The sequence below is a fragment of the Streptomyces fildesensis genome (assembly GCF_016107395.1).
Taxonomy (GTDB): Bacteria; Actinomycetota; Actinomycetes; order Streptomycetales; family Streptomycetaceae; genus Actinacidiphila; species Actinacidiphila fildesensis.
Map to the genome: position 1 here is coordinate 174,040 of NZ_JAAIKO010000004.1, position 24,877 is coordinate 198,916.

At 72.1% G+C, this 24,877-nt stretch carries 16 protein-coding genes; 1 reads left to right on the forward strand and 15 read right to left on the reverse strand.

Going from position 1 to position 24,877, the window contains the following annotated elements; translation table 11 throughout:
• Position 1 precedes the first annotated feature (1 nt).
• Both C6N31_RS08765 and C6N31_RS08770 read right to left on the reverse strand, forming a co-directional pair.
• Positions 2 to 3,328, reverse strand: coding sequence for an ABC transporter permease (locus C6N31_RS08765; RefSeq protein WP_198357350.1), 3,327 nt, complete (start codon positions 3,326 to 3,328; stop codon positions 2 to 4).
• 157 nt (positions 3,329 to 3,485) lie between these two features.
• Positions 3,486 to 3,890, reverse strand: a complete 405-nt coding sequence (locus C6N31_RS08770; RefSeq protein ID WP_138355096.1) for a globin — start codon at positions 3,888 to 3,890, stop codon at positions 3,486 to 3,488.
• Positions 3,891 to 4,145: 255 nt separating this feature from the next.
• On the opposite strand from C6N31_RS08770, the gene C6N31_RS08775 reads away from it, so the two are divergent.
• Complete coding sequence (locus C6N31_RS08775) at positions 4,146 to 5,309, forward strand: methyltransferase domain-containing protein (protein ID WP_138355097.1); 1,164 nt, start codon at positions 4,146 to 4,148, stop codon at positions 5,307 to 5,309.
• Positions 5,310 to 5,457: 148 nt separating this feature from the next.
• On the opposite strand, the gene C6N31_RS08780 is transcribed toward C6N31_RS08775, so the two are convergent.
• The 13 genes from C6N31_RS08780 to C6N31_RS08840 all read right to left on the reverse strand — a co-directional run bounded on the left by C6N31_RS08780 (position 5,458) and on the right by C6N31_RS08840 (position 24,721).
• Positions 5,458 to 8,424 (reverse strand): S53 family peptidase, encoded by a 2,967-nt coding sequence (locus C6N31_RS08780; protein WP_187144884.1) that lies wholly within the window; start codon positions 8,422 to 8,424, stop codon positions 5,458 to 5,460.
• Positions 8,425 to 8,769: 345 nt separating this feature from the next.
• Positions 8,770 to 9,669, reverse strand: coding sequence for an FHA domain-containing protein (locus tag C6N31_RS08785; protein ID WP_138355099.1), 900 nt, complete (start codon positions 9,667 to 9,669; stop codon positions 8,770 to 8,772).
• Positions 9,670 to 9,701: 32 nt separating this feature from the next.
• A complete protein-coding gene (locus tag C6N31_RS08790; RefSeq protein WP_138355100.1) occupies positions 9,702 to 11,045 on the reverse strand; it encodes a vWA domain-containing protein in 1,344 nt (447 codons plus the stop codon).
• A 58-nt stretch (positions 11,046 to 11,103) separates the two neighbouring features.
• Positions 11,104 to 12,381: a PP2C family protein-serine/threonine phosphatase gene (locus C6N31_RS08795; protein WP_138355101.1), complete on the reverse strand. Its 1,278-nt coding sequence runs from the start codon at positions 12,379 to 12,381 to the stop codon at positions 11,104 to 11,106.
• Positions 12,382 to 12,385: 4 nt separating this feature from the next.
• Complete coding sequence (locus tag C6N31_RS08800; protein ID WP_138355102.1) at positions 12,386 to 15,085, reverse strand: serine/threonine-protein kinase; 2,700 nt, start codon at positions 15,083 to 15,085, stop codon at positions 12,386 to 12,388.
• Between the two features lie 40 nt (positions 15,086 to 15,125).
• A complete protein-coding gene (locus tag C6N31_RS08805; RefSeq protein ID WP_138355103.1) occupies positions 15,126 to 16,445 on the reverse strand; it encodes a hypothetical protein in 1,320 nt (439 codons plus the stop codon).
• Positions 16,446 to 16,534: 89 nt separating this feature from the next.
• The gene (locus tag C6N31_RS08810) at positions 16,535 to 17,542 is read right to left on the reverse strand and encodes a glutamate ABC transporter substrate-binding protein (protein WP_138355104.1); all 1,008 of its coding nucleotides are present in this window, start codon (positions 17,540 to 17,542) and stop codon (positions 16,535 to 16,537) included.
• A gap of 38 nt (positions 17,543 to 17,580) precedes the next feature.
• Positions 17,581 to 19,041 (reverse strand): GlnX family signal transduction membrane protein, encoded by a 1,461-nt coding sequence (locus C6N31_RS08815; RefSeq protein ID WP_244809177.1) that lies wholly within the window; start codon positions 19,039 to 19,041, stop codon positions 17,581 to 17,583.
• 245 nt (positions 19,042 to 19,286) lie between these two features.
• Positions 19,287 to 20,285 carry an N-acetylglucosamine kinase gene (locus tag C6N31_RS08820; protein WP_138355106.1) on the reverse strand — a complete coding sequence of 333 codons (999 nt, stop codon included), beginning with the start codon at positions 20,283 to 20,285 and terminating at the stop codon, positions 19,287 to 19,289.
• Complete coding sequence (locus C6N31_RS08825; protein ID WP_138355107.1) at positions 20,276 to 21,538, reverse strand: 6-phospho-beta-glucosidase; 1,263 nt, start codon at positions 21,536 to 21,538, stop codon at positions 20,276 to 20,278. Before C6N31_RS08825 ends, C6N31_RS08820 begins: the two co-directional genes overlap by 10 nt.
• Positions 21,535 to 22,440: a carbohydrate ABC transporter permease gene (locus tag C6N31_RS08830; RefSeq protein WP_138355108.1), complete on the reverse strand. Its 906-nt coding sequence runs from the start codon at positions 22,438 to 22,440 to the stop codon at positions 21,535 to 21,537. The genes C6N31_RS08825 and C6N31_RS08830 overlap by 4 nt, the downstream gene beginning before the upstream one ends.
• A 5-nt stretch (positions 22,441 to 22,445) precedes the next feature.
• Entirely contained in the window at positions 22,446 to 23,393 is a 948-nt protein-coding gene (locus C6N31_RS08835) for a carbohydrate ABC transporter permease (protein WP_138355109.1), read from the reverse strand.
• Positions 23,393 to 24,721 (reverse strand): extracellular solute-binding protein, encoded by a 1,329-nt coding sequence (locus tag C6N31_RS08840; RefSeq protein ID WP_138355110.1) that lies wholly within the window; start codon positions 24,719 to 24,721, stop codon positions 23,393 to 23,395. The genes C6N31_RS08835 and C6N31_RS08840 overlap by 1 nt, the downstream gene beginning before the upstream one ends.
• Positions 24,722 to 24,877: the final 156 nt, after the last annotated feature.

Below are 24,877 nucleotides of genomic sequence, written 5' to 3' on the forward strand. Positions count from 1 at the left end.
GTCAGTCCTCCCCTTGCCTGCGCAGCGCGGTGACCGGGTCGCCGCGCCGGACCGCCGTCAGGACGACCACCAGCAGCGGTACGACCAGCACGATGGCGATCAGCTGGGCCAGCGGCCCCACCGGCAGGGTGACCAGCAGTCCCGGAACGGGCTGGGACGCCTGCGCCGTCAGAACGATCAGTGGTACGACCAGCCGGGTCAGCAGCGCGCCCAGCGCCACCCCGACCACCAGGGCCAGCAGCACCAGCAGGCCCTGCTCCGCGGCCATCATCCGGGCCAGCTTGCGGCGGGGCGCCCCCAGCGCCCGCAGCACCGCGAACTCCCCGCTGCGCTCGCGGATCGCGCCGGCCGAACTGACCGCGAAGCCCACCGCCGCCAGCACCGCGGCGGCGATCACGGCGGCCGGCAGCACCGACTGCGGCCCGGCGCCAAGCGGGTCGGCCCGCAGCTCCGACGCGGTCTCGTCACGCACCAGCAGGGAATCGATGTCGGCCCGGTCGCGCAGCGCGGCGGCGATCTTCCCGGTGGCGCCCGGCCGGGCGGCCAGCCACCACTCGCTGGGCTCCATGCCGCGGCCGCCCGTCGCGTTGAGCGTCCGGTTCACGGCGCGCAGGTCCAGCAGCAGCGCTCCGCCGTCCTTCAGGGAGGACGGCGGTGCGGTGGTGCCGGGCAGCGCGCGGATCGCGGAGGTGATGCGCACGGTCGTCTCGATGCCGTTCAGTTCGACGCGGACATCGCCGCCCACCTTGCTGCCGGTGGCCAGCAGGAAGGCGTCGGTGGCGACCCCGGCGAGCGGCGGGGCGGCCGGTTCTGCGACACGTACGGAGAGGTGGGCGCCCTTGGAGTCCGCCAGGGTCGGGTCGGTGGCCCCGGTCGAGTAGTCCACGGTCAGCGCGGCCCCGGCCTGGGTGCTGGTGACGGTGCCGGCGTTCGGCTGGAGGGCGGGGTCACTGCCGAGCGTGGTGTCGGCCCGCTGCATCTGCGCCTTCGCGGCCCAGGACGAGCCGGCGGCGGCCGTCAGCGGGCGGACGGCGCCGTCCGCGGTGACGGTCGCCGGGGCGAGGGTGAGCCGGTGCTTCTCGACGAACTCGGGGGCCGCGTAGTCGACTTCGACGCGGGTGAGCCGCAGCGGTCCCGCCGGGGACCCGCCCGTCCGGCCCGCCGCGTCGGCGAGGTCCAGGACCAGGAGGTGCGGCTTTCCGTCGGCCGGGACATCGCCGAGCGGGAACGCGTATGTGATGCCGTTGCCGTCCTTGAGGACCGCGGTGAGCGAGTCGACGACCCCGCCCTGCCCGTCCGAGTCGAGCCGCGCGGTGAAGCGCAACTGCTGGGCGGTGGCGTCGACGGGGAAGCCCGCGGTCTCCTTCGCTCCGCCGGACGGATCGGCCCGCAGCGGCCGGAGCAGCTCCGGCAGCGGACGGTCGGCGAGATCCTGGCGGAACTGCATCACCTCGCCGGCCTTCGCCGTGTCGATCATGAGGACGGAGGCCACGCGCTGTTCGGGCAGCGTCAGTTGGGACCGCGCCGCGGGGGCGGCGGTGGCGATGCCGGGAGTGTGTTCGTACACCCCCGCCTGTCCGAACGGCGGGGTGGTGGCGCCGGTCACCCGCAGGTCCGCGCCCACCGCGAAGTCGGCCTGGTCGCGCTGGGACCGGTCCCAGCTGGCGCCCTGTCCGATCGCGAACATGCCCATGGCGACGGCCAGTACGAGCAGCAGCACGGCTCCGGCGCCGCGCCGCGGTCGCCGGGAGAGCTGCCAGCCCGCGAGGGCGAGCGCCAGCCCGCTGCCCCGCGCCGCCCTGCGCTCACCGAGCCGGGCGGCCAGCGGCAGCAGCCGCAGGATCAGGACGGTGCCGGCCAGCAGGCACAGCGCGGGCGCGGCGACCAGCACCGGGTCCACGCCGAGGCTGCCGCCGGTGTCGGCGCTCAGCACCCCGGTGTCCGAGGCGCGGCTCGACAACTGCCAGTAGGCGATGCCGGCGAGCAGCAGCAGTCCGAGGTCGGCCCCGGCCTGTACCGCGGCGGGCAGCGCCCCGCGCCGGGCGCGTGCCGAGCGCTCCTCGACATAGCTCCCGGCGCTCCGCAGGGCCGGCACGATGACGGCGAAGGCGCAGGCCAGCGCGGTTCCGGCGGCCACCCACCAGGCGGCCGCACCGATCGCGCCGCCCAGGTCGGTGCCGGACCTGGCCAGCGCACCCTGCCCGGCCAGCAGCCGGATGACCGGCCCGGCGAGCAGCGGCGCGGCCAGTCCCGCGGGCACCGCGAGCAGCAGTGACTCCGTGGCGGCCAGCCGGGCGACGCGGCCGCGCGAGCCGCCGCGGGCCCGCAGCAGCGCGGTCTCGCCGGCCCGTTCCTCGGACAGCAGCTGGGCGACGAGCAGCAGGGCGAAACCGGCCAGGATCAGCAGCTGCAGTGCGCCGATCAGCAGCGTGGAGCGGGTCACCAGCAGGGTGCGCTGCACCCCGGTGAGCAGGTCGGGCAGCTCGGAGGAGATCTGGATGCCGGAATTCGCCGGGTCCTTGGCGGTGGCGTCGATGGTCCGCCGCACGTCGTCCCGCACCCCGGGGATCCCGGCCACGTCCAGGTTCCGGAAGTCGGCGGTGCTCTGCCAGGACATCTCGGCGGGCGTGAGGCGGTCGGAGGCGAAGACGCTCGGGTCGGCGAGCAGCGGCCCGTAGGTGGTGAAGGACACGGTGCGGATGCCGTGGCCGCCCATCGGGTCGAGCTGCCAGTACGGGTCGGTCCGGTCGGTCGGGCGGTAGGTGCCGGTGACCCGGATGTGGAGCACCGGGCCGCCGAGCCGGCTGGTCAGGTCGACCAGGGTGCCGGGCCGCACGCCCAGGGAGCGGGCCACGGGCTCGGGGACCGCCACCGGCACGACGCCGGTGCCGCGGTCGACCGCGGTGGGCCAGCCGCCCTGGACCAGCGTCACGTGCGCCCGGTCGAAGGTGGCCAGCAGCGTCAGGTCCGGGTCGGCGCCCTTGGGGGCGCCGGACGCGGCACCGCCCAGCGTGGCCGGCAGCGCGTACGGCCCGGACCGGGTGCTGGACCGCACCTCCGCGGGCAGCCCGTCGTACGCGCTCCCCAGGTTCTTGCGGATCCCGGCGTCCGAGGTCCGCCAGGCGTCGGCCGTGACGGTCATCTGGACGTTGACGGTGGTCCGCGCCGCCGACTGGTGTTCGAGTGTGCGGCGCAGCCCGGCATCGCCGATGGCGCTGGTGAACGCGGCGAGGGTGGCCAGCACGCTGGTGGTGAGAACCACGGTGAGGAGGGCGGCGGTCAGCAGCAATCGGTGCGCGCGGACACGCAGAAACACAAACCCCGTCACGCTTATCCCCCGTTCGACCGCTGTTCGGATGCTCTCAAACAGATCGGGCGTGAGGAAGTGTAGAAGATTGTCGCAATACGATCGTGACCCGTTGTCCGTTGTCCGATGTCCGGTCAGCGGACGGTCGCAGCACGGTCAGACGGTAACGGCGGTCCGCTCAGCCCGCGGTGTTCACCATCGACGCGGCGGCGTACACCAGGTAGTCCCACAACTGCCGCTCGTGCTCAGGCGCGAGGGCCAGATCGTCGACCGCGTCCCGCATGTGGCGCAGCCACGCGTCGTGCGCGGCCTGGTCGACCTGGAAGGGCGCGTGGCGCATCCGCAGCCGCGGGTGGCCGCGGTTGTCGCTGTAGGTGCGCGGGCCGCCCCAGTACTGCATGAGAAAGAGCGTCAGGCGCTCCTCGGCCGGGCCGAGGTCCTCCTCCGGGTACATCGCCCGCAGTTCGGGGTCGGCCGCGACACCCTCGTAGAAGCGGTGCACCAGCCGCCGGAACGTCTGCTCGCCGCCGACGGCGTCGTAGAACGTCTGCTGCGGCGCCGTGTCCTGCGGGGTCTCGTTCACTCAGCTCCACCTCAAGATGTCGCACCGGCCCGGCGCCGGTCGACGTGGTGCGCGCACGGGGCACCGGGGTCGCCCCCGGGAAGCGCGCGGCACTCCTCCATGGTCTCAGACGACCCGGCGGAGGACCTGGGACCTACGACCCGGTGCGCGACGGGGGCGGGACGAGGGCGCGACGGGGGGGCGGGAACGGTCTCCGGCCGCCCGGTGCGGGCGCGGGGCGTCGCGGATCGGGCCCGGCCGCCGCACAGTGGAGCTATGGAGGACGCGGACCGGAAGGATCACCGCACCGAGGCGGCGGACGCGCTGCGCGACCTGCTGGTACGCCGGATCGTCGCGGCCGGCGGGCTGGCCGACCCCGGGTGGCGGGCGGCCTTCGAGCAGGTGCCGCGCCATCTGTTCGTCCCCGAGTACTACAGTCCGCGGCCCGGCGGATACGAACGGCTCACCGCGGACGACCCCGATCCGAAGGAGCGCGCCCGCTGGCTGACCGGCGCCTACGAGGACGTTCCGCTGGTCACGCACGTACAGGACGGAAGGCTGATCTCGTCCAGCAGCCAGCCGTCGCTGATGGCCTCGATGGCCGAGGCACTGGAGGTACGGGAGGGGCGGACGGTGCTGGAGATCGGCGCAGGCACCGGCTACAACGCGGCGCTGCTCGCCCACCGCCTCGGCGACGACGCCGTCACCACCGTCGACCTGGACCCGGAGATCACCGACGCGGCCCGCGCGCACCTCGCGACGGCGGGCGCCGCACCGGCCGTCGTCACCGGCGACGGAGCCCTCGGCCACCCGGACCGGGCGCCCTACGACCGGATCGTCGCGACCTGCGAGCTGCCGTCCGTGCCGGTCGAGTGGCTGCGCCAGTGCCGCCCCGGCGGCCGGATCCTCGCGCCGTTCGCGGGCGGGCTGATCCGGCTGACCGTCACCGGTCCCGACCGTGCGGAGGGCCGTTTCCTGCACACCGCGGCCTACTTCGTCCCGCTGCGCGGAGCGGCCGCCTCCCACCGGCGGGATCCCGTACCGGACGGGCCGGACGACGGGTCACCGGACGCGCCGCCGGACGAGGCCCCGGAGACGGTCCGCTGGTCCGGCACGCCGCCGCGGGTCCTGGAGGACGATCTCTTCCGCTTCCTGCTGACCCTCCGGACGGGCGCGCTGGAGGTCCGCTGGGCCTCCGGCGACCGCGGCGTCGCCATCACCGCCCCTGACGGCTCCAGCGCCCGCGCCGACCGCGACGGCAGGGTCCTGCTGGCCGGGCCCCGCGATCTGTGGGCGATCGCGGAGGACGCCCACGAGCTGTGGCTGCGCGCGTCCCGGCCGGCGCGTGACCGCTACGGCCTCTCCGTCGACGGAGACCGCCAGTGGACCTGGCTGGACGCTCCTGACGGGGCGCACGTCTGGGACGTCCCGGCCGCCTGAAGGGCTCGGGGCAACAGGGGCAGCGAGAGGGCAACGAGAAGGGCAGCGAGAAGGCCCCGCACCCGGCGGAACTGCCGGGTGCGGGGCCTGCCTCGTGTTGCCTCGTGTTGCTGCGAGAGCCGGAGTCCGGGTTACCGGACCGCCGGGATCAGCTGTAGTAGCCGAACAGGTCGGCGATGACCTGGACGGTGCCCGGGCTGGTGCTCCCGAAGTCGATCTTGCCGTTGACCACGGGGACCGTGACCAGGTTGGGGATCGTCTGTCCGGGGACCCAGTTGATGTTGGAGGCGTTGGGACGGGTCGTCCCGTCGGGCCACACGGTGAGGAACCCGAGGCCGGTGCCGCCGGTGACGGTGACGTTCAGGACGACGGCCTTGGCGTTGGCCAGGACATTGCCGTCGTTCAGGCTCAGCGCCAGCTGGGAGTTGGGCGCCATCGCACCGCCGTTGCCGGTCGAGCCGACTCCGGAACGGGTGTCGAGCAGCCGGGTCGGACCCGCGGTGTGGAACGTCCTGCCGGTCCCCGAGTCGGTGAAGTAACCGAAGACGTCGGCGATGATGTGGGCCGTTCCGGCGCTGCCGTTGTACAGATCCACCGAACCGTCGGCGCCGACCGGGACGATCACCGAGTTGGCGATCGTCTGGCCCTTCGCCCAGTTGAGGTTGGAGGAGGCCGGCCGGGTCGTGCCGTGCGGCCACGCGGTCAGGAAGCCGCCCTGCGCGGTGGCGGTGACGGTGGTGTTGAGGACCACCGCGGTGACGCCGGTCGCCGGGATGCCCTGGGCGCCCGCGACCTTGAAGTTCACCGTGCCCTTGCTCGCGGCCGGCGTCGTGGTGGGAACGCCGATCGAGGTCCGGGTGTCCAGCAGTCGCGCCGGACCCGCGGAGGCGTAGGTGGAACCCGACGGGTTCGTCGAGTAGTAGCCGAAGACGTCGGCGATGAGGTGCGTCGTTCCGCTGGTGACGTTGCCCAGGTCGACCGAGCCGTCGGCGCCGACCGGAACCGTCACCAGGTTCGCGACGGTGTCGCCCTTCACCCAGTTGAGGTTGGACGAGGTCGGCCGGGTCGCACCGTGCGGCCAGGCGGTCACGTAGCCGGGCTGCGTGGTCGCGGTGACCGTGACGTTGAGGACCACCGCGGTCACACCGCTGGCCGGGGCACCCGGAGCGCCCTTGATCTTCAGGTTCACCGTGGTGTTACCGGGGACCGGCGTGGTGGTGGGGACGCCGATGGCGGACCGGGTGTCGAGCAGACGGGCCGGGTTCGCCGGGGTGAAGGTGCCGGCCGGCTTCTCCGGCAGCGCCTTGCACAGGCCGGTGGCGATGGCCCGGCCGTGCGGGGCGCCGAGGCCGGTGGCGAGGTCGTAGCCGGAGCCGGCCTGGTAGAGGCCGCCGGTGTAACCGGAGCTCAGCAGGTCGTTGTTGCCGGTGACGACGTCACGGAACGAGGACGCCGGGAGCTTGTAGAGCGCCGGGTTCACGAAGCCGAGCGGGCCGTCGGCGGCGCACGCCAGGTCCATGTCGGCCTGGGCGATCAGCGCGGCCCAGGTCGGCGCGGACGCGCTGGTGCCGCCGAACATGTGCCAGATCGGGTAGCCCTGGGAGTCACGGCCCCAGGTGATCGGGTAACCCGTGTTCGGGTCGCCCAGAGCCGCCACGTCCGGTACCTGGCGGCAGGTCTCGCCCGCGGCTGCGCCGCAGGCGTTGTTGTAGCCGGGGCCGGTGAAGCCGTTCTGGTAGCCGGCAGCGGTGGCCGACTTCCAGATGGAGGAGACGCCGCCGCCTGTGGCGCCGTCGCCGTCGTTCCAGACCGACTCGTTGGCGCCGACCATGTTGGTGCCGCCCACGGCGAGCACGTACGGCTGGCTGGAGGGGTCGTCCGTCCCGACGGTGGGGTCGGGCGCGCCCGGACGCGAGCAGTCGGTGGAACCGCTGTCACCTGCGGAGGATGTGACCGTCTGGCCCTGTGCCGCCGCCTGCTGGAAGATCACGTTCTCGGCGGCCATGACCGCGGAGGGAGTGCCGATCTCGCAGGAGCCCCAGCTGGTGGAGATCACCTGGGCGCGGTTGTCCGTGACGATCCGCTGGTAGGTGTCGAGCACCTGGTTCCAGGTCGCCTTGTTGGCGTCCGGGCCCTGGTAGACCAGGATCGAGGCTTCCGGCACCAGGCCGATGAGGTCCTCGATGTCGAGGGCCGCCTCCCCGCCGATGTTCTTGGTGGAGTCGGCCGGAGCCGTCGGACCGCCGTCGACATTGATCGCGGTAACGGGGACCTTCGTGCCGTAGCACGCCTGGTAGGCGGCGATGTCCTTCGGGTCGTAGCTCTCCAGCTCGAAGAGCGCCACGGACACGCCGGTGGTCGGAATCGGCCGGTTGTTCATCCCGTAGGCCTTGGAGAGCTCGCCGGCGCTCCAGTACTGCTGGGTGTCCGTGAGGAAGTTGTCGCTGAACAGCGACTTGGCGTCAGCGCACAGCTGCGGGGACTTGCCCGCGGCGTGCGGGGCGACCGTGGCCGCCGAGGCCTTCGACTTCGCGGTGAACTGCCCCTTGGAGGTGACGTGCTTCGGCTTCACGGTGGTCAGGGTGTTCAGCCCCACGACACCGGTGATCGCCGACGCGATGTCGGCCCGCACGGCCGGCGCCGCGTTGTTCGTCAGGCCGGTGCGGCCGTCCGCCAGCCGGTAGTCCGAGAAGCTGGTCCCGAACGCCTTGGCGGCCGCGCTCACGGTGGTGTGCACCGGAATGGAGAAGCCGTCCGCCGAGACCTCGCCCGGGTCGAGACCCTGGGCGGTGAGGGCGGCGCGCACCCGGTCGACGGTGGCTCGCGTCGGGCCGAAGGCCGGGCCGAACTCACCGGTCTTGAGGTAGTGGTGGTACTGCGGCGAGGCGGGGTCGGACACCGCCGCGATGAAGCTCTTCAGGCCGGCCGGGTCGCGCGGGCTGAGCGACACGCTCAGGTCCAGCGCCGCGTCCCCGTCGGGAGTACCGGTGCGCAAGGCGCCGTGCGGAGCGACCGGGGCGGACCCGATCCGCTTCGGTGCCGGAGCCGGGGTGGTGTCGGCCAGGGCGGCGGGCGCCGCGGTGGCGATCATGGCGACCGCGGTGGCGGTCACCATGCCTATGCGAAAAACCTTTTCACGGGCTGCAATGCCCATGCGTCAACTCCCTCAAGATCTGCGTCGAACGGCCGTGCGGCCACGGCGATACCGCGAGAGGGCGCCCCCGGCACCGCGCGGAGCGCGGCGGACGGCGGCAGAGAAGAGTTGGTCCCCCCTGGTACGGGCACGACCCGTACCGGACCTGCGAAAGAGCCCCCCCGGCGGATCACCGGGCGAAGGGTGACCGAACCCCTTCACCGGATGAGAACAGCCAGCAAGGCTTTCTATCAGCTGTGCGAACGCGAGCGTCGTTCAGGTGTACGAAGTTTGCTCATCCTTGGTAAAGGTGGTGCGGGAGTGACATCAGCCGCGGCTGACCGTGATCGTCGTCCAGGCGCCGACGTGGACGCGGTCGCCGTCCTTCAGCGGTACCGGGAGGTAGGGCTGGATCGGGTCAGCGGCCCCATTGACCGTGGTGCCGTTCGTCGAGTCCTGGTCGACGACGGACCAGCCGCCGTCGGGCTGTTGCACCAGAACGGCGTGCTGGTGCGAGACGCCCGGGTCCTCGGGGGCGCGGGACAGGTCGATGTCGGGAGCCTCGCCCGTGCTGTGCCGGCGGCGGCCGATGGTGATCTGGTTGCCGACCAGCGGCAGCCGCAGTTCGGGGGAGTACGACGGGAAGTACAGACCGGTGGCGTCGGGTCCGCTGCGGGCCATCATCGCGGTGAAGTAGTCACGGTCGGCGGCGACGGTGGCGGTCCAGGCCGTCACCTCGGGCACGACCGGGGCCACGGCCGGCTCCGGCACGACGGCCTCGGGCCGGGACGGCGCCGACGGGGTGGAGGGCGCGCTCGGCGGCGTGAGCAGGAAGTCGCCCGAGCCGCCCGGGATGATCGCCTCGGGAGCCAGCGGCTCCGCCGGGCGGTTCATCTGGGACGGGCGCGAGCGCTGCGACTCGTACCGCTGGTAGGGCGGGAACCCCGGCGAGGGAGGGGACGGCGGCGCGACGAAGGTGGTGGCGGTGTGCGTCTGGAAGTTGTAGCGGCACTCCTCGCAGAACAGCGCCAGCCCCTCCCGCGGCGTACCGCAGGTCGGGCACGGCTCGGCCGCAGCCGTGGCGTCCGGATCGTAGCCGGAGACCACCGGCCCGGCGGGCCCGGAGGCCGCGGAGGAGGACGGCACGGCGGGTGCGGACATGCGGTGGCCGCACACCTCGCACCAGTCGTCGGTTCCCGACTGGTGACCGTTCGGACAAGTCGACATACGGCTGGCTCCCCCTCCGCCTGCGAGCGCGGTTACTTCTTGACGCGTACGGTTTTCGTCGACCGCGTCTCCAAGGTCATCTCGTCGGCGTCCGCGACCCGCGCCTTCAGCCGTACGGTACCGCTCGGCGCGTCGACCACGTCGACCACCTTGGCCAGCAGCTTCGCGGTGTCGTCATTGCCCGAGGCGCTCGCGAGCTGAACGGCGCGGCCCAGCTTCGCGGTCGCCCCGTCGATGTCGCCTGACTTGCGTGCTTCCAGGCCCTCCTGGATGACGGAGGCGAGCTCCGCCTGGCCGGTGTAGTGCGCGACCTGCGGGTTGATCCGGGTCGAGGCGGCCATGTCGTCCGTCCACACCGCCCGCACCAGCCCCTGGGAGAGCACCTGGGAGGTGCCGTCCGGCTGCGGCAGGACCAGCGAGAGCCGGGCGGCGAGCATCTCCTGGCCGACACCGGCGTTCGGCACCTGGACGCACACGTGGTAGTCGCGGGACTCGTCGCCCCAGGAGCCGGTGGGGTAGTCGCCGGCCCGCGGACCGGCCTCCGTACGGCGTGCCGTCAGATCCTCGACGGTCGGCGCGACCTGCTTCACGAACTTGATCTCGGAGCCCTGCGGGGTCCACAGCCGCAGCCCCACGTCCGCGACCTCCTTGCCCATCGCGGTCTCCATCATCGCCTGGAAGTCCGCCTTCAGCCCGGCCGGGTCGGCGACGATGTCGACGGAGCCGAGCATCGCGGAGGCGATCCCGGTCAGCTCCTTGACCTCCCAGTCCGTCCCCACGCCCCGCGCGTCACAGGTGAAGCGGCCGGCGCATGCCTCCAGAGTGGCCCGCAGGTCCTCCGGCTTCTCGTGCTCGTTGCGGCCGTCGGTCAGCAGGATGCCGTGCCGGATCGGCACATCGGCGGTCGCCAGCAGCCGGTCGGCGAGCCGCAGCCAGGTGCCGATCGCGGTGCCGCCGCCCGCGGTGAGCTTGCGCAGCGCCTGCTTGGCCTGGCCGCGGGTCTGCGCATCGGCCACCGCGAGACCGCCGTTGGCGGGGTAGACCTCGCGGGCCTGATGGGTGCCGCCGACCACCGCGAAGGCCACCCCGTCGCGGATCGTGTCGATCGCGGCGGCGGTCGCGTCACGGGCGTTGCGCATCTTCGTGGGCGGGTAGTCCATCGAACCGGAGCAGTCCACCATGATCACCACAGCTCCGCCCGGGGCGCCGTCGGTGGCGTAACCGGGAGCCGCCAGCGGGTGACCGCCGGAGGTGCCGCCGCCGGTCGACGTCACCGTGACGATGGCATTGACCTCGCGGCCGCCCTCGGGCAGGTACTCGTTCTGATAGATGTCGACCGAAAACTGCGGCACGTTCGACTTGGAGAAATTGGCCATCGCGTGAGCTCCTCGCGCTCCTCAGTCCACAAAGACATCCCCCGGAGAGGGACCGGTTCTACGCAGGTTCGGATCCTGCCCGCCCCACCGTGGCCGGGAACGGAAGTACGGCGACTGTTACGTTGTCGTGGCCCCCGCCGTCGAGCGCCACCCCCACCAGCGTCTGCGCGCAGTGCAGCGGCCGGGTGCGGGCGTCGGCCGGTACCACCGCCGCCAGTTCGGCCGCGGACTCGGCGTAGTTCCACAGCCCGTCGGTGCACACGACCACTACACCCGTTCCCTCCGGCTGGAAGGAAGCGGTGTGCGGATCGATGTCGACGGCGTCGGCGCCGAGCCAGCCGGTGATCGCGTGGGCGCGCTCGTCCGCGTACGCCTCGGCCTCGGACATCAGCCCCGCCGACACCATCCGGGCCGCCCACGAGTCGTCCTCGGTGAGGCGGGCGGACGGGGTGCTCCGGTCGTCCGGGACCCAGTACGCGCGGCTGTCGCCGATCCAGCCGACGGTGAAGACCGGGCCCGCGGCGACGGCGCTCACGCAGGTGCAGGCCGGGGCGTTGTGGTGCGGGCCCTGCCGGACGTCGTCCTCCTCGGCGAGCACCGCCACCGCGTGGGCCGCCGCCAGCAGGGCGTCGTGCATGGCCTGTTCCGGCGGACTGCCGTGTTCCAGCGCGTCGAGCAGCTTCTCGCTGCCCACCGCGGCGGCCGCCGCCGAGGCGTCGTCCGGGCGGTACGCCGACGAGACGCCGTCGCACACCACCGCGATGACCGCGGGTGTCCCGTCCGGCAGCGAGGTCGCCGCCACGGCGAACGCGTCCTCGTTGCGGTGGTGCCGCAGACCGCGGTCGCTGACCGCGGCCACGCCTTCGAGTTCGCGCTCCTGGTGGTCGCGCAGCCGCGGCTGCGCGTGCCCGCAGTGCTCGCAGTACCCGTCGGCGTCGACCCCGCCGACCCCGCACGCCACACAGGTCCGCCCCTGCGGCGCCGGTCCGGCGAGCAGTTCCTCGCGCGGGTCGGTGACCTCCGCGGCGGGCTGCGGCGGAGCGGGTGCGTCGGCGCTCGCCGGCGGCTGCCCCGGTGCGGTCTGCCCGGGGGCCGCAGCGGGGCTTCGGGGCGGAGCGAGCGCGAAGGGATCGGTGAACTCACCGTTCCCCGTGCCCGCCGCCGAGCCGTTGCCGGAGGGCCCGGTTCCGGGCAGGTCGGCGCCCGCGGCGGGGAGCGGCGCGGTCACGTCCGCGCCGCATACGCCGCAGAACTTGTCGCCCTCCTCCAGCGGTTCCGCGCAGCTGGGGCAGCTGATCGACTGAGCTGACTGGGCCGACTCCGGCAGTCCTGGCATTCGGTTACACCCACGTCCGGGGGCGGAAACGGTTGGCCCGCTCCACCAGTTCGATCCTTGTGCGGTCCTTCTGGGCCAGCCGGGCCAACACCCGGTACGAGCGCTCCAGGCCGAAGCGCAGCCCGCGTTCGTCCAGGGCGCTGCCCAGCAGCACCGGATGGGCGGCGGCGGGCTGCGCACCCTGGCCACCCGCCAGCACCCAGTCGAGCGCGCTGCCGAGCACCTCGGCGGACAACTGCTCGCGCCGGTCGGCGTCGAGGCCCTGCTGCTGCAACTGCTCGACCTGCCGGCCCGCGGCCGTCAGATCGTCCAGCAACGGTTCGTGCGGGGACCGGTCGCGCAGCCGGGCCCTGATCGCCGCGACCCGTGCCGCGGTGAAGTGGATGGACGACTCGGGCACCGACTCCAGGACCTGTACGGCGCCGGGCCGGTCGCCCGCCGCCAGCCGCACCCGGGCCAGGCCGAAGGCGGCGCTGACGTAGCTCTGGTCGGTGGTCCACACCAGGCGGTAGTACTCGGTCGCGTTGTCCAGCTGGCCCAGCACCTCGGCGCAGATGCCCAGCGCGAGCTTCGGCGCGGACTCGCCGGGGAACGCGTCGTAGACCGCGTCGAAGGAGAGCGCGGCCGTCTCGTGGTCGCCGGTGGTCAGCGCGGTGAGGCCGCGGTGCCAGACGACGCGCCAGTCCTCCAGGTCGTCGTCGGCCAGGCCCTGCAGGACGAGCAGCGCGGCGCCGCCGTCGCCCAGTTCGAGCCGGGCCCGCAGATCGCGCAGCCGCCGCTCGACCGACTCGACGGGGGAGGACTGCAGCGCGGAGATCAGTTCGGAGGGCGCCGCCGACGACAGACCCGCCAGGAAACCGGCGTTGGGGTCGGACGGGTCCACATGCGGCACGGGCAGCGCCAGTACGGCGGCGGGTGCGTCGAGCCGGGTGACCGACGGGAAGCCGAATCCGGTGCCGTCCCCCGCCGGTCCTGCCGCACCCGGCAGGGCGGCCGGGGCGATGGGCACCGTGCCGACGACGGTCGCGCTGTACGGGAGGGGCGCGCCGGGCGGCAGGGCGGGTGCGCCCGGAGTGCCCGCCAGGGCTCCCTGCTGTGCGCCGCCCTGCGGCGGGATGAACGCGGGCGGCGCGCCGTTCAAGCTGTTGGCAGCGCCCGCGGCGACCGCGCCGGGCTTGCGGCGGCGGTCCGCGCCGAGCCGGGACGCGTCGCCGGGCAGCGGGTGCACCAACTCCGTGTCCACCACCCGGATCTCCGGCCCGAAGAGGGTGGAGAGCGCGGGCCGCGGCTTGCCGGTCTCGAGTGCGACGACCTCGCGCAGCACGCCCAGCAGCTGGTCCGACATCTCCTCCGCGGACGCGAAGCGCTTGTCCGGGTCCGGGTCGGTGGCGCGCACCAGCAGCCGGTAGAAGGACTCGTAGCGGGAGAAGACCTCGATGTTGTCGGGGTCGGGCAGGCTGTCGGCGAAGACGTTGGTGTAGCCCTGGAAGTCGAAGGTCAGCACGGCCAGGGTGCGCGCGACGGTGTACAGGTCGGAGGCGACGGACGGGCCCAGCTCGGCGACCTCCGGGGCCTGGTAGCCGACCGTGCCGTAGATCGCGCTGTCGTTGTCGTCCATCCGGCGGACCGCGCCCATGTCGATCAGTTCGAGGCGGTCCTCCTGCTGGATGGCGTTGTCGACCTTGAAGTCGCAGTACAGCAGGTTGCGGCTGTGCAGATAACCGAGCGCGTCCAGCGCCTCGATGGCGTACGCGATGGCCGTCGCCACCGGCAGCGGCGCGCGCTTGCCGTCGGGACCGCGCCGGTCGTTGGCGATCTCCTTGAGCGACTTGCCGCCGACGTAGGCCATCACGATGTAACCGTCGAGAGTGCCGGACCGCTGGTCCAGGTGCTCCACGAAGTTGTAGATGCGGACGATGTTCGGGTGCTCGATCTCGGCGAGGAACCGCCGTTCGGAGACGGCCGCGGCCAGCGCGTCCTCGTCCCCGGTGTCCAGCAGGCCCTTGAGCACCACCCAGCGGTCGGAGACCGCGCGGTCCACCGCGAGATAGATCCAGCCGAGCCCGCCGTGCGCCAGGCAGCCCACGACCTCGTACTGGCCGCGCACGACATCGCCGGCCCGCAGCTTCGGCGAGAAGGAGTACGGGTGCCCGCACTTGGTGCAGAAGCCCTCCGTGCGGCCGGCCTTGTCACCGCGGCTGCGGCCCACCGGCGCCCCGCAGTCGCCCTTGCTGCAGAACCGCTTGCGCTCGGGGACCTGCGGGTTGTCCAGGACGGCCGCGGCCGGATCCGGGCGCGGGATGGGCGGTACGGAGACCAGCCCGGCGCCCAGCTTGCCGCGGGTGGAGCCGCTGCCCGTGCTCCGGGAGCTGCGCACCGACACCGAACGTCCGGTGGTGGAGCCGCTGAGGGCGCGGGACAGCCGCCCGGACACCGAACGGCGCGAGGACCGCGAGGACGACTTCGACGAACGGGAGGAGTGCGCCGACGAGCGCCCCGAGTCCAGGCCGCCGCCGGCGGCCGACCGTGCCGAACTGCTCGCCGCCGCGACGGCCACGGGAGCCAGCCCGCAGGTGTCGCAGTACAGCTCGCCGCCGCCCATGTCCTCCAGAGCCCCGCCGCAGCCGGGCCGTTGGCACTTGCTCACGGTGTCCCCCCTCGTTCCATCGTGCGGCCGGCCCGTAGCCGTCCAGCCCTCTTCCATCCAACCCTCTTCTGTGGTCCCACCGGCAGATGGTTCCGCATCAGGATTCCCGCCTGTCCGCGGGTTGCGACTGCCTCGGCCCGAGCACCTCGGCCACCGCCTGCTGGTAGCGCAGCACCGTCGACTCCGCGGCCCGCAGATCGCAGGGCGCGCTCCACAGCATGCGGCGCGCCTGGTCGTACCGTTCGATCAGCAGCGGGTCCTCCGCCATGCCGTGCCGCGCCACCTTCGCGCGGTAGGCGTCCAGCCGGCCGCGCAGCTCGGCGCGGACCGCGAGCGGCGCCGTCACCGCCGTCAGGGAGTCGCGGGCCCGCAGCAACTCCTCGTCGGCGCGCTGCTCCAGGCCGTCCAGCAGCGGGGACAGCCGGTGCCACTGACCGGTCCTGCGGTAGTCGTCGGCCGCCGCGAGCCGCTCGTGCAGCGCGGACGACGGGCCGCTGACCGCCGGGACCTCCGACGCCGCTATTTTCGCCAGCACCTCGACGCGTGCGCTGCGCGCCTCGGTGAGCGTACGGTCCGCCCGGGACAGCACGTCCCGCAGGTGCAGCAGCCGCTGGTCGGCGTCGTCGCGCACGTGCAGCACGGCGTCGACCTCACGGCGCAGCTCCTCCAGCCGGCGGCCGGCCTGCTCGTAGCGGGCGGTGTCCGCGCGGCCCGGCTTCGGCTCCGGCAGCCAGAACGCCAGCGGGTCGGAGACCACCTGGGCGCGCAGCGCGGCCAGGTCGGTGATGAGCCGCTCCAGCTCGTCCCCCGAGGGGTGGGCGCCGGGGCGTACCCCCACCGAGTGGGCCAGCGAGCGGACCCGTTGCACGTCCGCGGCGAGCAGATCGATACGGGCGGGCAGCGCGGACCAGACGGAGTCGGCGCCGGCGACCATCGCCATGGCCTGCTCGTACCAGCCGTTCATCCGGTCCAGCAGCTGCTCCAGGCTGAACCGTTCGGTGAGCACGGCGGGGCCGGTCAGACTGCGGGCCGCGTCCGGGACCGCGCCGCCGGACACCGTGACGCCGGTGCCGCGCAGCAGTTCGGTGAGCGTGTTCAGATCGGTCTGGGTGGGCCAGCGGCGGCGGCCGCGCAGCTCGCGCGCGGAGTTCAGGGCAGCGGTGTAGGCCTCGAAGTGCGACCACAGCAGGGTGATCGCCGAATCCGTCTCGGCCCAGCGCTCCTTGGTGACACCAGCCAGCTCGGCGCCTTCGAGCAGCCGGCGGCCGGAGTGGTCCTGGAGGGCGAGCAGCGAGGACTCGATCGCCTCGTGGTCCGCGCCGATCCGCGCCAGGGCACGGTCGACCTCCTCCCGGCCCATCACCGGCCCGGACGGTCCCTCCACCGACCTCCGGCCGGGAGGTGCCCCCTCCGCCATCGAACCTTCTTTCCCGTAACCGGCACGTCGTGTGCGGAGCTCAGTCCTGCTGGTCGGCCCTGGTGTTCCGGCCCCGGGGGCCAGGTGGTTCAGTTCTTGTAGAGCGGTGCGGGCGGTCCGGTCACATCCGGCAGCTTGGCGGCCAGCCAATGACGGTACGCCTGCATCCAGGGGCTGTTGACGCCACCGCTGCGGTAATCCTCCAGCACCTTGTTGACGCGGGCCACCAGATCGGTGTCCCTGAGGTTCATGGCCACCCCGTACGGCTCCGTGGTGACCTTCTGGCCGATGAGGTGGACCGAGGGGTCCTGCGCGGCCTGGCCGGCCGCCAGCGCGTTGTCGGTGAACACCGCGTCCACCAGGTTCAGCTGCAGCCGCACGAGGCAGTCCAGCTGGTTCGGTACGAGGACGACCTTGGCGCCGTGCGAGTCCTCCTTGAGCTTGGTCTCGCCCGTGGAGCCCTTCGCGGTGCAGACCGTCCGGCCGTTGAGGGAGGTGTCCAAGCCGGTGATGGGGGTGCCCTGCAGCGGCACGAGCAGCTGCTGCCCGGCCTCGAAGTACGCGGTGGAGAACGCCACGTCCTTCAGCCGTGAGCAGTTGATGGTCATGGTGCGCACCACCATGTCCACCTTCCCTGCCTTGATCATCGGGATGCGCTGGTCGGTCGGCACCGTCAGGAACTGGACCTTCTCCGGGTCGCCGAGGATGTCCTTGGCTATGGCGCGCACCAGGTCGATGTCGAAGCCGGTGATCTGGCCGGTGGCCGGATCGCGGAAGCCCCACAGATAGCTGTTCTGGTCCACGCCGACGATGAGCTTGCCGTGCTCCTTGATCCGCCGCACGGCGTCACCGTCCACCGTCGACGGCCGCTGACCGCTGGCCTCCGGGTGGTCGCAGGTGTCGTCCGTGGAGGCGTACTTGGCGCTCAGCACGCCGCCGGGCGTCGCCGACCGCGCGCCGTCCGCCGCGCCGGCACCGCGCAGCGGGACCGCCACCGCGGTGACGACCAGCGCGCAGGCGGCCGCCATCCCCGCGACTCCGCCCCAGCCGCGCCAACTGCGGCGCGTCCGCCGCGTCCGTGGCGTGTCCTCGCGCATGGTCCGCTTCCCTCCACCGGCCTGGCCGGTCACCCCGGTCACCGGTACTCCGACAGCCGGCGTCCGATGCCGAGCGCGGCGCCGGCCGCGGCCAGCACGGCCAGCAGCGCGGCACCCGCCGGAAGCCCGGTCAGCGCCCCGCGGCCGTCGTTCGCGGCCTGTACGAATTCCTGCTGCTCATGGTCGACGGCCTTGCGCAGGCTGGCGTCCACCACGTCGAAGCACTGGCCGGTGGTCGCGGTGACCACCTCGCCCTGTTGGTTCTTGCCGCCGATCACCTGAGCGACGGCGTCCGCGTAGTTGCCCTCGTTGTCGCTGGCGCGGGCCGCGGTGTGCCGGCCCCGCCAGGCCTGTACGCCCTTGATCGCGTCGTTGACCGGGCTGCGGCCCGCCTCGTCGTCCGCGAGCGCCAGGGCCTGCGCCATCTCGCCGCCGACGCCCTTGGGGTCCTTGCCGGCCAGGGTCGACATGCCGCCCTGGAAGTTGGTCTCGTACGAGGCGCCGGAGCCGCGGGCGACCAGCGTCAGGTTCTCGTCGCCGCGGGCCTGCAGCACGCCGATCCGGGCGCTGTTGAGCACCTGCAGCGACTTCGCCCCGTGGTCGTACGACGTGTCGAGCTGGGAGGCGGCGACCGTGTGGCCGACCACCGCCCACAGCAGCACCACCACCGAGGCCGCGCTGGCGGCCAGCATCCCCTGGTTGAAGACGCGGTTGGTGCGCCGGTACGAGCGGCGCTGGGCCCACAGCAGGGCGCCGAGCGCGATCGCTCCGAGGGACCAGGCGAGCCACGGCAGCGCCTTGGCGGAGCCGTAGTCCTCGCCGAGCCGGGCCGTCTCGGCCTTGTACAGCTTGTCGGCGGTGTCCAACAGGCCGCCGTCCTGGCGCATCAGCTCGTTGGCGTACCGCAGATGGGCGCCACCGACGGGGAAGCCCTGCCGGTTGTTGACGCCGGCCCGCGCCACCTCTTCGGTGTACCCCTTGAGCTGCTGGTTGAGCAGCGAGATCTGCTCCAGGGTCGTCGCGGACCCCTGGGCGTTCCCGGCCGCCTCGGCGATCAGCTTCGACGCCGTCCGCAGGTCGTTGTCGTACCGGTCCGTGACGGACTTCGGCTGCTGGCCGCCGATGAGGAAGCCGCCGGAGGCGGTGGTGTCCGCGTCCGCCAGCGACCGGTAGATCTCGGCGGCCTTGGCGCTGAGCGGGGCGCTGTGGTTGACCACGTCGCTCGCCGCCGACGCGCGGTCGGTGATCTGCCACGCCGTCACCGCCCCGAACGCCACGACCAGCACGGCCAGTACCGCGCCGATGATCCGCAGCCGGCCGGGCTCGGTCGTCGCGGCGGCCCGCAGCCGGTCCGCGCCCTCGCTCCAGGCCCGCCGCCGTGGCGGCGGGGGCGGCGGTACGGCCGGCGGCCTCGCGGGCGGCTGGGGAACGCGCGGCGCGGGCGGGGCACCATAGCCCTGCGCGGCCGGGATTCCGCTCCCCGTCGGCGTTTGTGTCACTGAACCCTCCCCCGGAACAACTCCCCTGCGCACGGCAGTCAAGCTCTTGGCCAGCAGTATGGCCGTACGCGGTGTCATCCACCTAGGGATTGCGTGGATCTTGCGCGAACTGCCCGCTATGCGGCCCTGCCGTACGAACTTCACCCGTATCCCATCACGCCCGGGACCCGCGCCCGGTTCCGGGGGCACCCGTGAAAAGCCGGACGGGCCCGTGGAACGGGCCCGTCCGGCGTTCGGGTACGGCACTACGCGTAGTGCGCGCGCAGCCTGGCGTGCACCGCGGGTTCCGCGGCGACGTGGTCCAGGCCGAGAAGCGCCGCGCCCAGCACCGGGGCGGCGCTCACCACACGGGTGACGGCCTTCGGCGCGCGGGCGGTGAGGCGCTCCGTGATGGCGTCCATCAGGGTCGGATTCCCGGCCGCCATGACACCGCCGCCGAGCACCACGTCGGCCTCCTCGTCGAGCAGTCCGAGCCGCCCCAGCGCCACGCTCGCCAGCGCGACGATCTCGTCGGCCTGCCGGCTGACGATCTTCCGGGCCACCGGATCGCCCCCGTCCGCGGTGCGGAACAGCACGGGCGTCAGCTCGTACTTGCGGGACGGCGGGATGTGCTCCAGGTGCAGCGCCTCGATCAGCGCGTACATCGAGGTGAGGCCGAAGTGCGCGGGCAGCGAGACGGCCAGTTCGGTGGGGCCGCCGCGGCCGTCCTCGGCCCGTGCGGCATGGAACAGGGCCTCCTCCGCCAGACCCGATCCGCCTCCCCAGTCGCCGGATATCTTGCCGATCGCCGGGAAGCGGGCCGTCCGGCCGTCCGGCAGCATGCCGACGCAGTTGATGCCCGCGCCGCACACCACCGCGACGCCGCGCGGCTCGTCGACGCCCGCGCGCAGTATCGCGAACGTGTCGTTGGCGACCCGGGTGCTCAGGCTCCAGCCCTGCGCGTGCACGGCCAGTTCGAGCTGCTGTTCCTCCACGGGCAGGTCGGCGTTGGCCAGACAGGCCGAGGTGTGCTCGGTCAGCGGGCGCTCGCCGAGGGTCAGGCCGGCCTCGGCGGCGGCCCGGCCGACGATGGCCGCCAGGGCCGCGACGGCCGCGTCGACACCGACGACCGGCGGCTGGAAGCCGCCGCCGCGGGCGGTGCCGAGCACCGTCCCGTCGGCGGCCACGATCGCCACGTCGGTCTTGCTGTTGCCCGCGTCGATGGCGAGGACGCCACCCGGCACGAGCGGTTCGTTCAGGCCCACGCGAGGTGCTCCCGGTTGTGCGCGACGAGACTGTCGGTCAGCGCTTCGGCGTACTCGTACTGGCCGATGAGCGGGTGCGACAGCAGTGCCTTGAACACCCGGTCCCGGCCGCCGTGGATCGCGGCCTCCAGGGCGAGGTCCTCGTAGGCGGTGACGTTGGCGATCAGGCCCGCGTACAGCGGGTCCAGCGGGGCGACGGGCAGCGGCTTGGTGCCGGAGCCGTCCACCGTCGCCGGTACCTCGATCACCGCGTCGTCCGGGAGGAACGGCAGGGTCCCGTTGTTGTACGTGTTCACGACCTGGATGTCGCCGGTGTTCCGCAGCAGGGAGGAGGCCAGGGCCACCGCCGCCTCGGAGTAGAAGGCGCCGCCGCGCTTCGAGAGCAGCTCCGGCTTCTCGTCCAGCGTCGGGTCGCCGTACATCTCCAGCAGCTGCTTCTCCATCGCCGCGACCTCGGAGGCCCGCGACGGCTTGATCTTCTGCTCGCGCACCACCTCGTCGTGCGCGTAGAAGTACCGCAGGTAGTACGAGGGGACGACGCCGAGCCGGTCCAGGATCACCCGCGGCAGGCGGAGGTCCTCGGCGATGGCGTCGCCGTGCTCGGCGAGCAGCTTGGGCAGCAGGTCCTCGCCGGTGGGGCCGCCGAGGCGCACCCCGCGCTCCCAGGTGAGGTGGTTGAGGCCGACGTGGTCCAGGTGGACGGCGTCGGGGGCCACGTCGAGGAAGGCGGCGAACTTCCGCTGGAAGCCGATCGCGACGTTGCACAGCCCGACGGCCTTGTGGCCGGCCTGCAGCAGGGCGCGGGTCACGATGCCGACCGGGTTGGTGAAGTCGATGATCCAGGCGTCGGGCGCCGCCCTGCGGACCCGCTCGGCGATGTCGAGCACGACCGGGACGGTGCGCAGCGCCTTGGCGAGACCGCCGGCCCCGGTGGTCTCCTGGCCGACGCAGCCGCACTCCAGCGGCCAGGTCTCGTCCTGGTTGCGCGCGGCCTGTCCGCCGATGCGCAGCTGCAGCAGTACCGCGTCGGCGCCGGCGACGCCGGCCTCCAGGTTCGCGGTGGTGGTGACCTTTCCGGGATGTCCCTGCTTGGCGAAGATCCGCCGGGCGAGTCCGCCGACGAGTTCGAGGCGCTCGGCGGCCGGGTCGACCAGCACCAGCTCCTCGATCGGCAGCGTGTCGCGCAACCGCGCGAAACCGTCGATGAGTTCGGGGGTGTAGGTCGAGCCACCGCCGACAACTGCCAGTTTCATCCCTTGACTCCAGTCAGGGTCACGCCTTCGATGAAGGCCTTTTGGGCGAAGAAGAAGACCACGATCACGGGAGCCATCACCAGAACGGTGGCGGCCATCGTGAGATTCCAGTTGGTGTGGTGGGCGCCCTTGAACGATTCCAGGCCGTAGCTGAGGGTCCAGGCGGCCGAGTTGGAGCTGGCGTAGATCTGCGGGCCGAAGTAGTCGTTCCAGCAGTAGAAGAACTGGAACAGCCCCACGGCGGCGATCGCCGGCTTGATCATCGGCACGATCACGGTGAGGAGCGTGCGCAGCTCGCCGCAGCCGTCGACCTTGGCGGCCTCCGTGTACTCCTTCGGGATCGTCAGCAGGAACTGCCGCAGCAGGAAGATGGTGAACGCGTCACCGAACGCCATCGGGATGATGAGCGGGTAGAGCGTCCCGTCCATGCCCAGCTGCCGGGTCCAGAACAGGTACATCGGAATGATGATGACCTGGGGCGGCAGCATCATCGTCGAGATGACCAGCACCATCACCAGATTGCGGCCGCGGAAGCGGAACTTCGCGAGCGCGTAGGCGACGGGCAGGCTGGACACGACGGTCAGCACCGTGCCGGACACCGCGTACACCAGGGTGTTGCGCCACCAGGTGAGGAAGCCCGGGGTGTCCCAGACCTGCCGGAAGTTGCTCCACTGCCAGTCGTGCGGCCACAGGTCGCGGCTGAGCGCCTGGTTGTCGCTCATCACGGCCGTCAGGAAGACGAAGACGAACGGCAGGACGAAGAACAGCGCCGCCGCGAGGCCGAGCGAGTGCACCGCGATCCAGTGCAGTACGTCCTTGCGCTTCGCGGTCCGTCTGGCCGCCACCGCGGTGGCGTGCGGGGCCGGCGCCTGGGCCGGCGGGGCGAGAGTTGCGTGGGTCATGGTGATCAGTCCTCCGCCGACAGGAAGCCGTTGCGGCGTCGCATGAGCAGCGCCGTGAACGCCATCGCCAGGACGAAGAGCACCAGCGCGATCACGCAGGCGGAGCCGTAGTCGAAGCGCTGGAAGCCCAGGTTGTACACGAGCTGGGGCAGGGTCAGGGTCGACTTGTCCGGGTAACCGGGCTCGAGCTGCTGGCCCGAGTTGCCGATGATGCCGGACGCGATCTTCCCCGCGACCAGTGGCTGTGTGTAGTACTGCATGGTCTGGATGACGCCGGTGACCACCGCGAACATGATGATCGGCGAGATGTTGGGCAACGTGACGAAGCGGAACCGAGCCCACGCGCCCGCGCCGTCCAGCTCGGCCGCCTCGTACTGGTCCTTCGGTACGTCGAGCAGCGCGGCCATGAAGATGACCATGAGGTCACCGATGCCCCACACGGCCAGGATGGTCAGCGCCGGCTTGGACCACGCCGGATCGGTGAACCAGCCCGTGGTCGGGATGCCCACCGAGTCCAGGATGTGGTTGACCGGTCCGGTGCCCGGGTTGAGCAGGAAGACGAACGCCATGGTGGCGGCGACCGGCGGGGCCAGGTAGGGCAGGTAGAACGCCGTGCGGAAGAAGCCCGCGCCGGTCTTGATCTTGGTGATCAGCAGACCGATGCCGAGTCCGAAGACCACTCGCAGCGTCACCATGACGATGACCAGCCACAGGGTGTTCCGCAGCGACGGCCAGAACAGGGGGTAGTCGTTGAAGACGTACGACCAGTTCTTGAATCCCGCGAACGTCGGGGGGTTGAACCCGTCGTACTGCATGAAGGAGAAGTAGACGGTCGACAGCAGCGGGTAGACGAAGAAGACGGTGAAGCCGATCAGCCACGGCGAGAGGAAGCCGAGGGTGCGGAGGGTCGATTTCCTGCGCTTCGCCTTGAGCAGGGGATGGATGGTTGTCATCACTTGGCCTGCGCGATGTCCTTGTCGACCTGAGCGTCGACACCCTGCAGACCGGCCTGGACATCCGTCTTCTTACCGGACTCGAAGGCGTATCCGAAGTCCTGCAGCGTCACCTGGTAGGCGCCGCCGTTGAGGCTGGCCGGGGTGGTGTTGCTGTACTGGTTCTGGGCGATGTCGAGGAAGACCTTCGGGACACCGGTCAGCTCGGGGGACTTCTGCGCCTCGAACGTCGACGGCACGTTGTGGATGGCGTTGGCGAACGACACGACGGCCTGGGTGTCGGTGGTCATGAACTTGACCAGCTCCCACGAGGCGTTCTTCTTCGAGCTGGTGTTGGCGACGCCGACGATGGTGCCGGAGAGGTAGCCGCGGCCGTAGGTGTCGGCCTGGTCGTCCGGGACCGGGAACGGCGCCACGGCGAGGTCGGAGGTCGCGTTGGCTTCCTTGGCCATGCCCAGCCGCCACTCGCCGTCGATGCCCATCGCGACCTGGCCGGTGTGCAGCGGGTTCTTGGCGCCGAACTCGTCACCGAAGGTGTTGCGGTACTTCTCCAGCTTGTCGAAGCCGCCGAGGGACTTCACCATGTCCCGCTGCCAGGTGAGCATCTCCGCGAAGCCCTTGTCCTTGGCGAGCTGGGCCTTGCCACTGGCGTCGAAGTACTTGGCGCCCCACTGGGCGGCGAAGTGGCCGGGAGTGGACTCGTAGCCGTGGAAGTTGGGCATGAAGCCCAGCTGGGAGTACGAGGCACCGCTGGACTTCGTCAGCTTCACCGCGTCGGCCTTGAACTCCGACAGGGTCTTCGGCGGGCCGGCGATGCCGGCCTCCCTGAAGGCCTTCTGGCTGTAGTAGAGGGCGTAGACGTCGCCGAGCAGCGGCAGCGTGCAGCGCTTGCCCTGGAACTGGGTGTACTCGAGCATCGGCTTCGGGAAGACCTTCGCCGGGTCGATGTTGTCCTTCTTCAGGAACGGCGCCAGGTCGGCGAACGCGCCCGAGGAGCAGAACTTGCCGACGTTGTCGGTGGTGAAGGACGACACGACGTCGGGGGCGGTGGCGCCGCCGGCCCGCACCGCCTGGTTGATCTTGTCGTCGGTGATGTTGGCCTGCACCTTGACGTGGATGTTCGGGTGCGCCTTCTCGAAGCGGGCGACGTTGTCGTTGATCGCCTTGAGCTCGTTGGGAGCGGTCCACCCGTGCCAGAAGGTGATGGTGACGTCCTTGGTGGCGTCATCGTTCGCCTGGGTGGTGCTCTGGCTGGTACAGGCGCTCGCGAACAGCGTTATCGCGGCCGTGGCCGCGACGGCGGCGGCCACCTTCTTGGTACGGGACACTGCGCTTCCTCCGGGGGATGAGAGGGGTCGTTGACGGGCGGGCGAAGGGTGTGCGAAGCCAACGGGCCGGCTGTCGGGGCCGGTCCGGAACGGTGACGCTGTGGTGTGTGGGTGCGGGGTGTGGTGCGTCGAGGGGTGGTCGGCGGGGGAGCGGGG

What these genes read in the sequence shown, in the direction of transcription:
- C6N31_RS08825 (WP_138355107.1), bottom strand. Translation starts at nt 21,538, where the DNA reads ATGAAACTGGCAGTTGTCGGCGGTGGCTCGACCTACACCCCCGAACTC.
- C6N31_RS08835 (WP_138355109.1), bottom strand. Translation starts at nt 23,393, where the DNA reads ATGACAACCATCCATCCCCTGCTCAAGGCGAAGCGCAGGAAATCGACC.
- C6N31_RS08790 (WP_138355100.1), bottom strand. Translation starts at nt 11,045, where the DNA reads ATGGCCAATTTCTCCAAGTCGAACGTGCCGCAGTTTTCGGTCGACATC.
- C6N31_RS08775 (WP_138355097.1), top strand. Translation starts at nt 4,146, where the DNA reads ATGGAGGACGCGGACCGGAAGGATCACCGCACCGAGGCGGCGGACGCG.
- C6N31_RS08830 (WP_138355108.1), bottom strand. Translation starts at nt 22,440, where the DNA reads ATGACCCACGCAACTCTCGCCCCGCCGGCCCAGGCGCCGGCCCCGCAC.
- C6N31_RS08785 (WP_138355099.1), bottom strand. Translation starts at nt 9,669, where the DNA reads ATGTCGACTTGTCCGAACGGTCACCAGTCGGGAACCGACGACTGGTGC.
- C6N31_RS08795 (WP_138355101.1), bottom strand. Translation starts at nt 12,381, where the DNA reads ATGCCAGGACTGCCGGAGTCGGCCCAGTCAGCTCAGTCGATCAGCTGC.
- C6N31_RS08800 (WP_138355102.1), bottom strand. Translation starts at nt 15,085, where the DNA reads ATGGAAGAGGGCTGGACGGCTACGGGCCGGCCGCACGATGGAACGAGG.
- C6N31_RS08780 (WP_187144884.1), bottom strand. Translation starts at nt 8,424, where the DNA reads ATGGTGACCGCCACCGCGGTCGCCATGATCGCCACCGCGGCGCCCGCC.
- C6N31_RS08810 (WP_138355104.1), bottom strand. Translation starts at nt 17,542, where the DNA reads ATGCGCGAGGACACGCCACGGACGCGGCGGACGCGCCGCAGTTGGCGC.
- C6N31_RS08805 (WP_138355103.1), bottom strand. Translation starts at nt 16,445, where the DNA reads ATGGCGGAGGGGGCACCTCCCGGCCGGAGGTCGGTGGAGGGACCGTCC.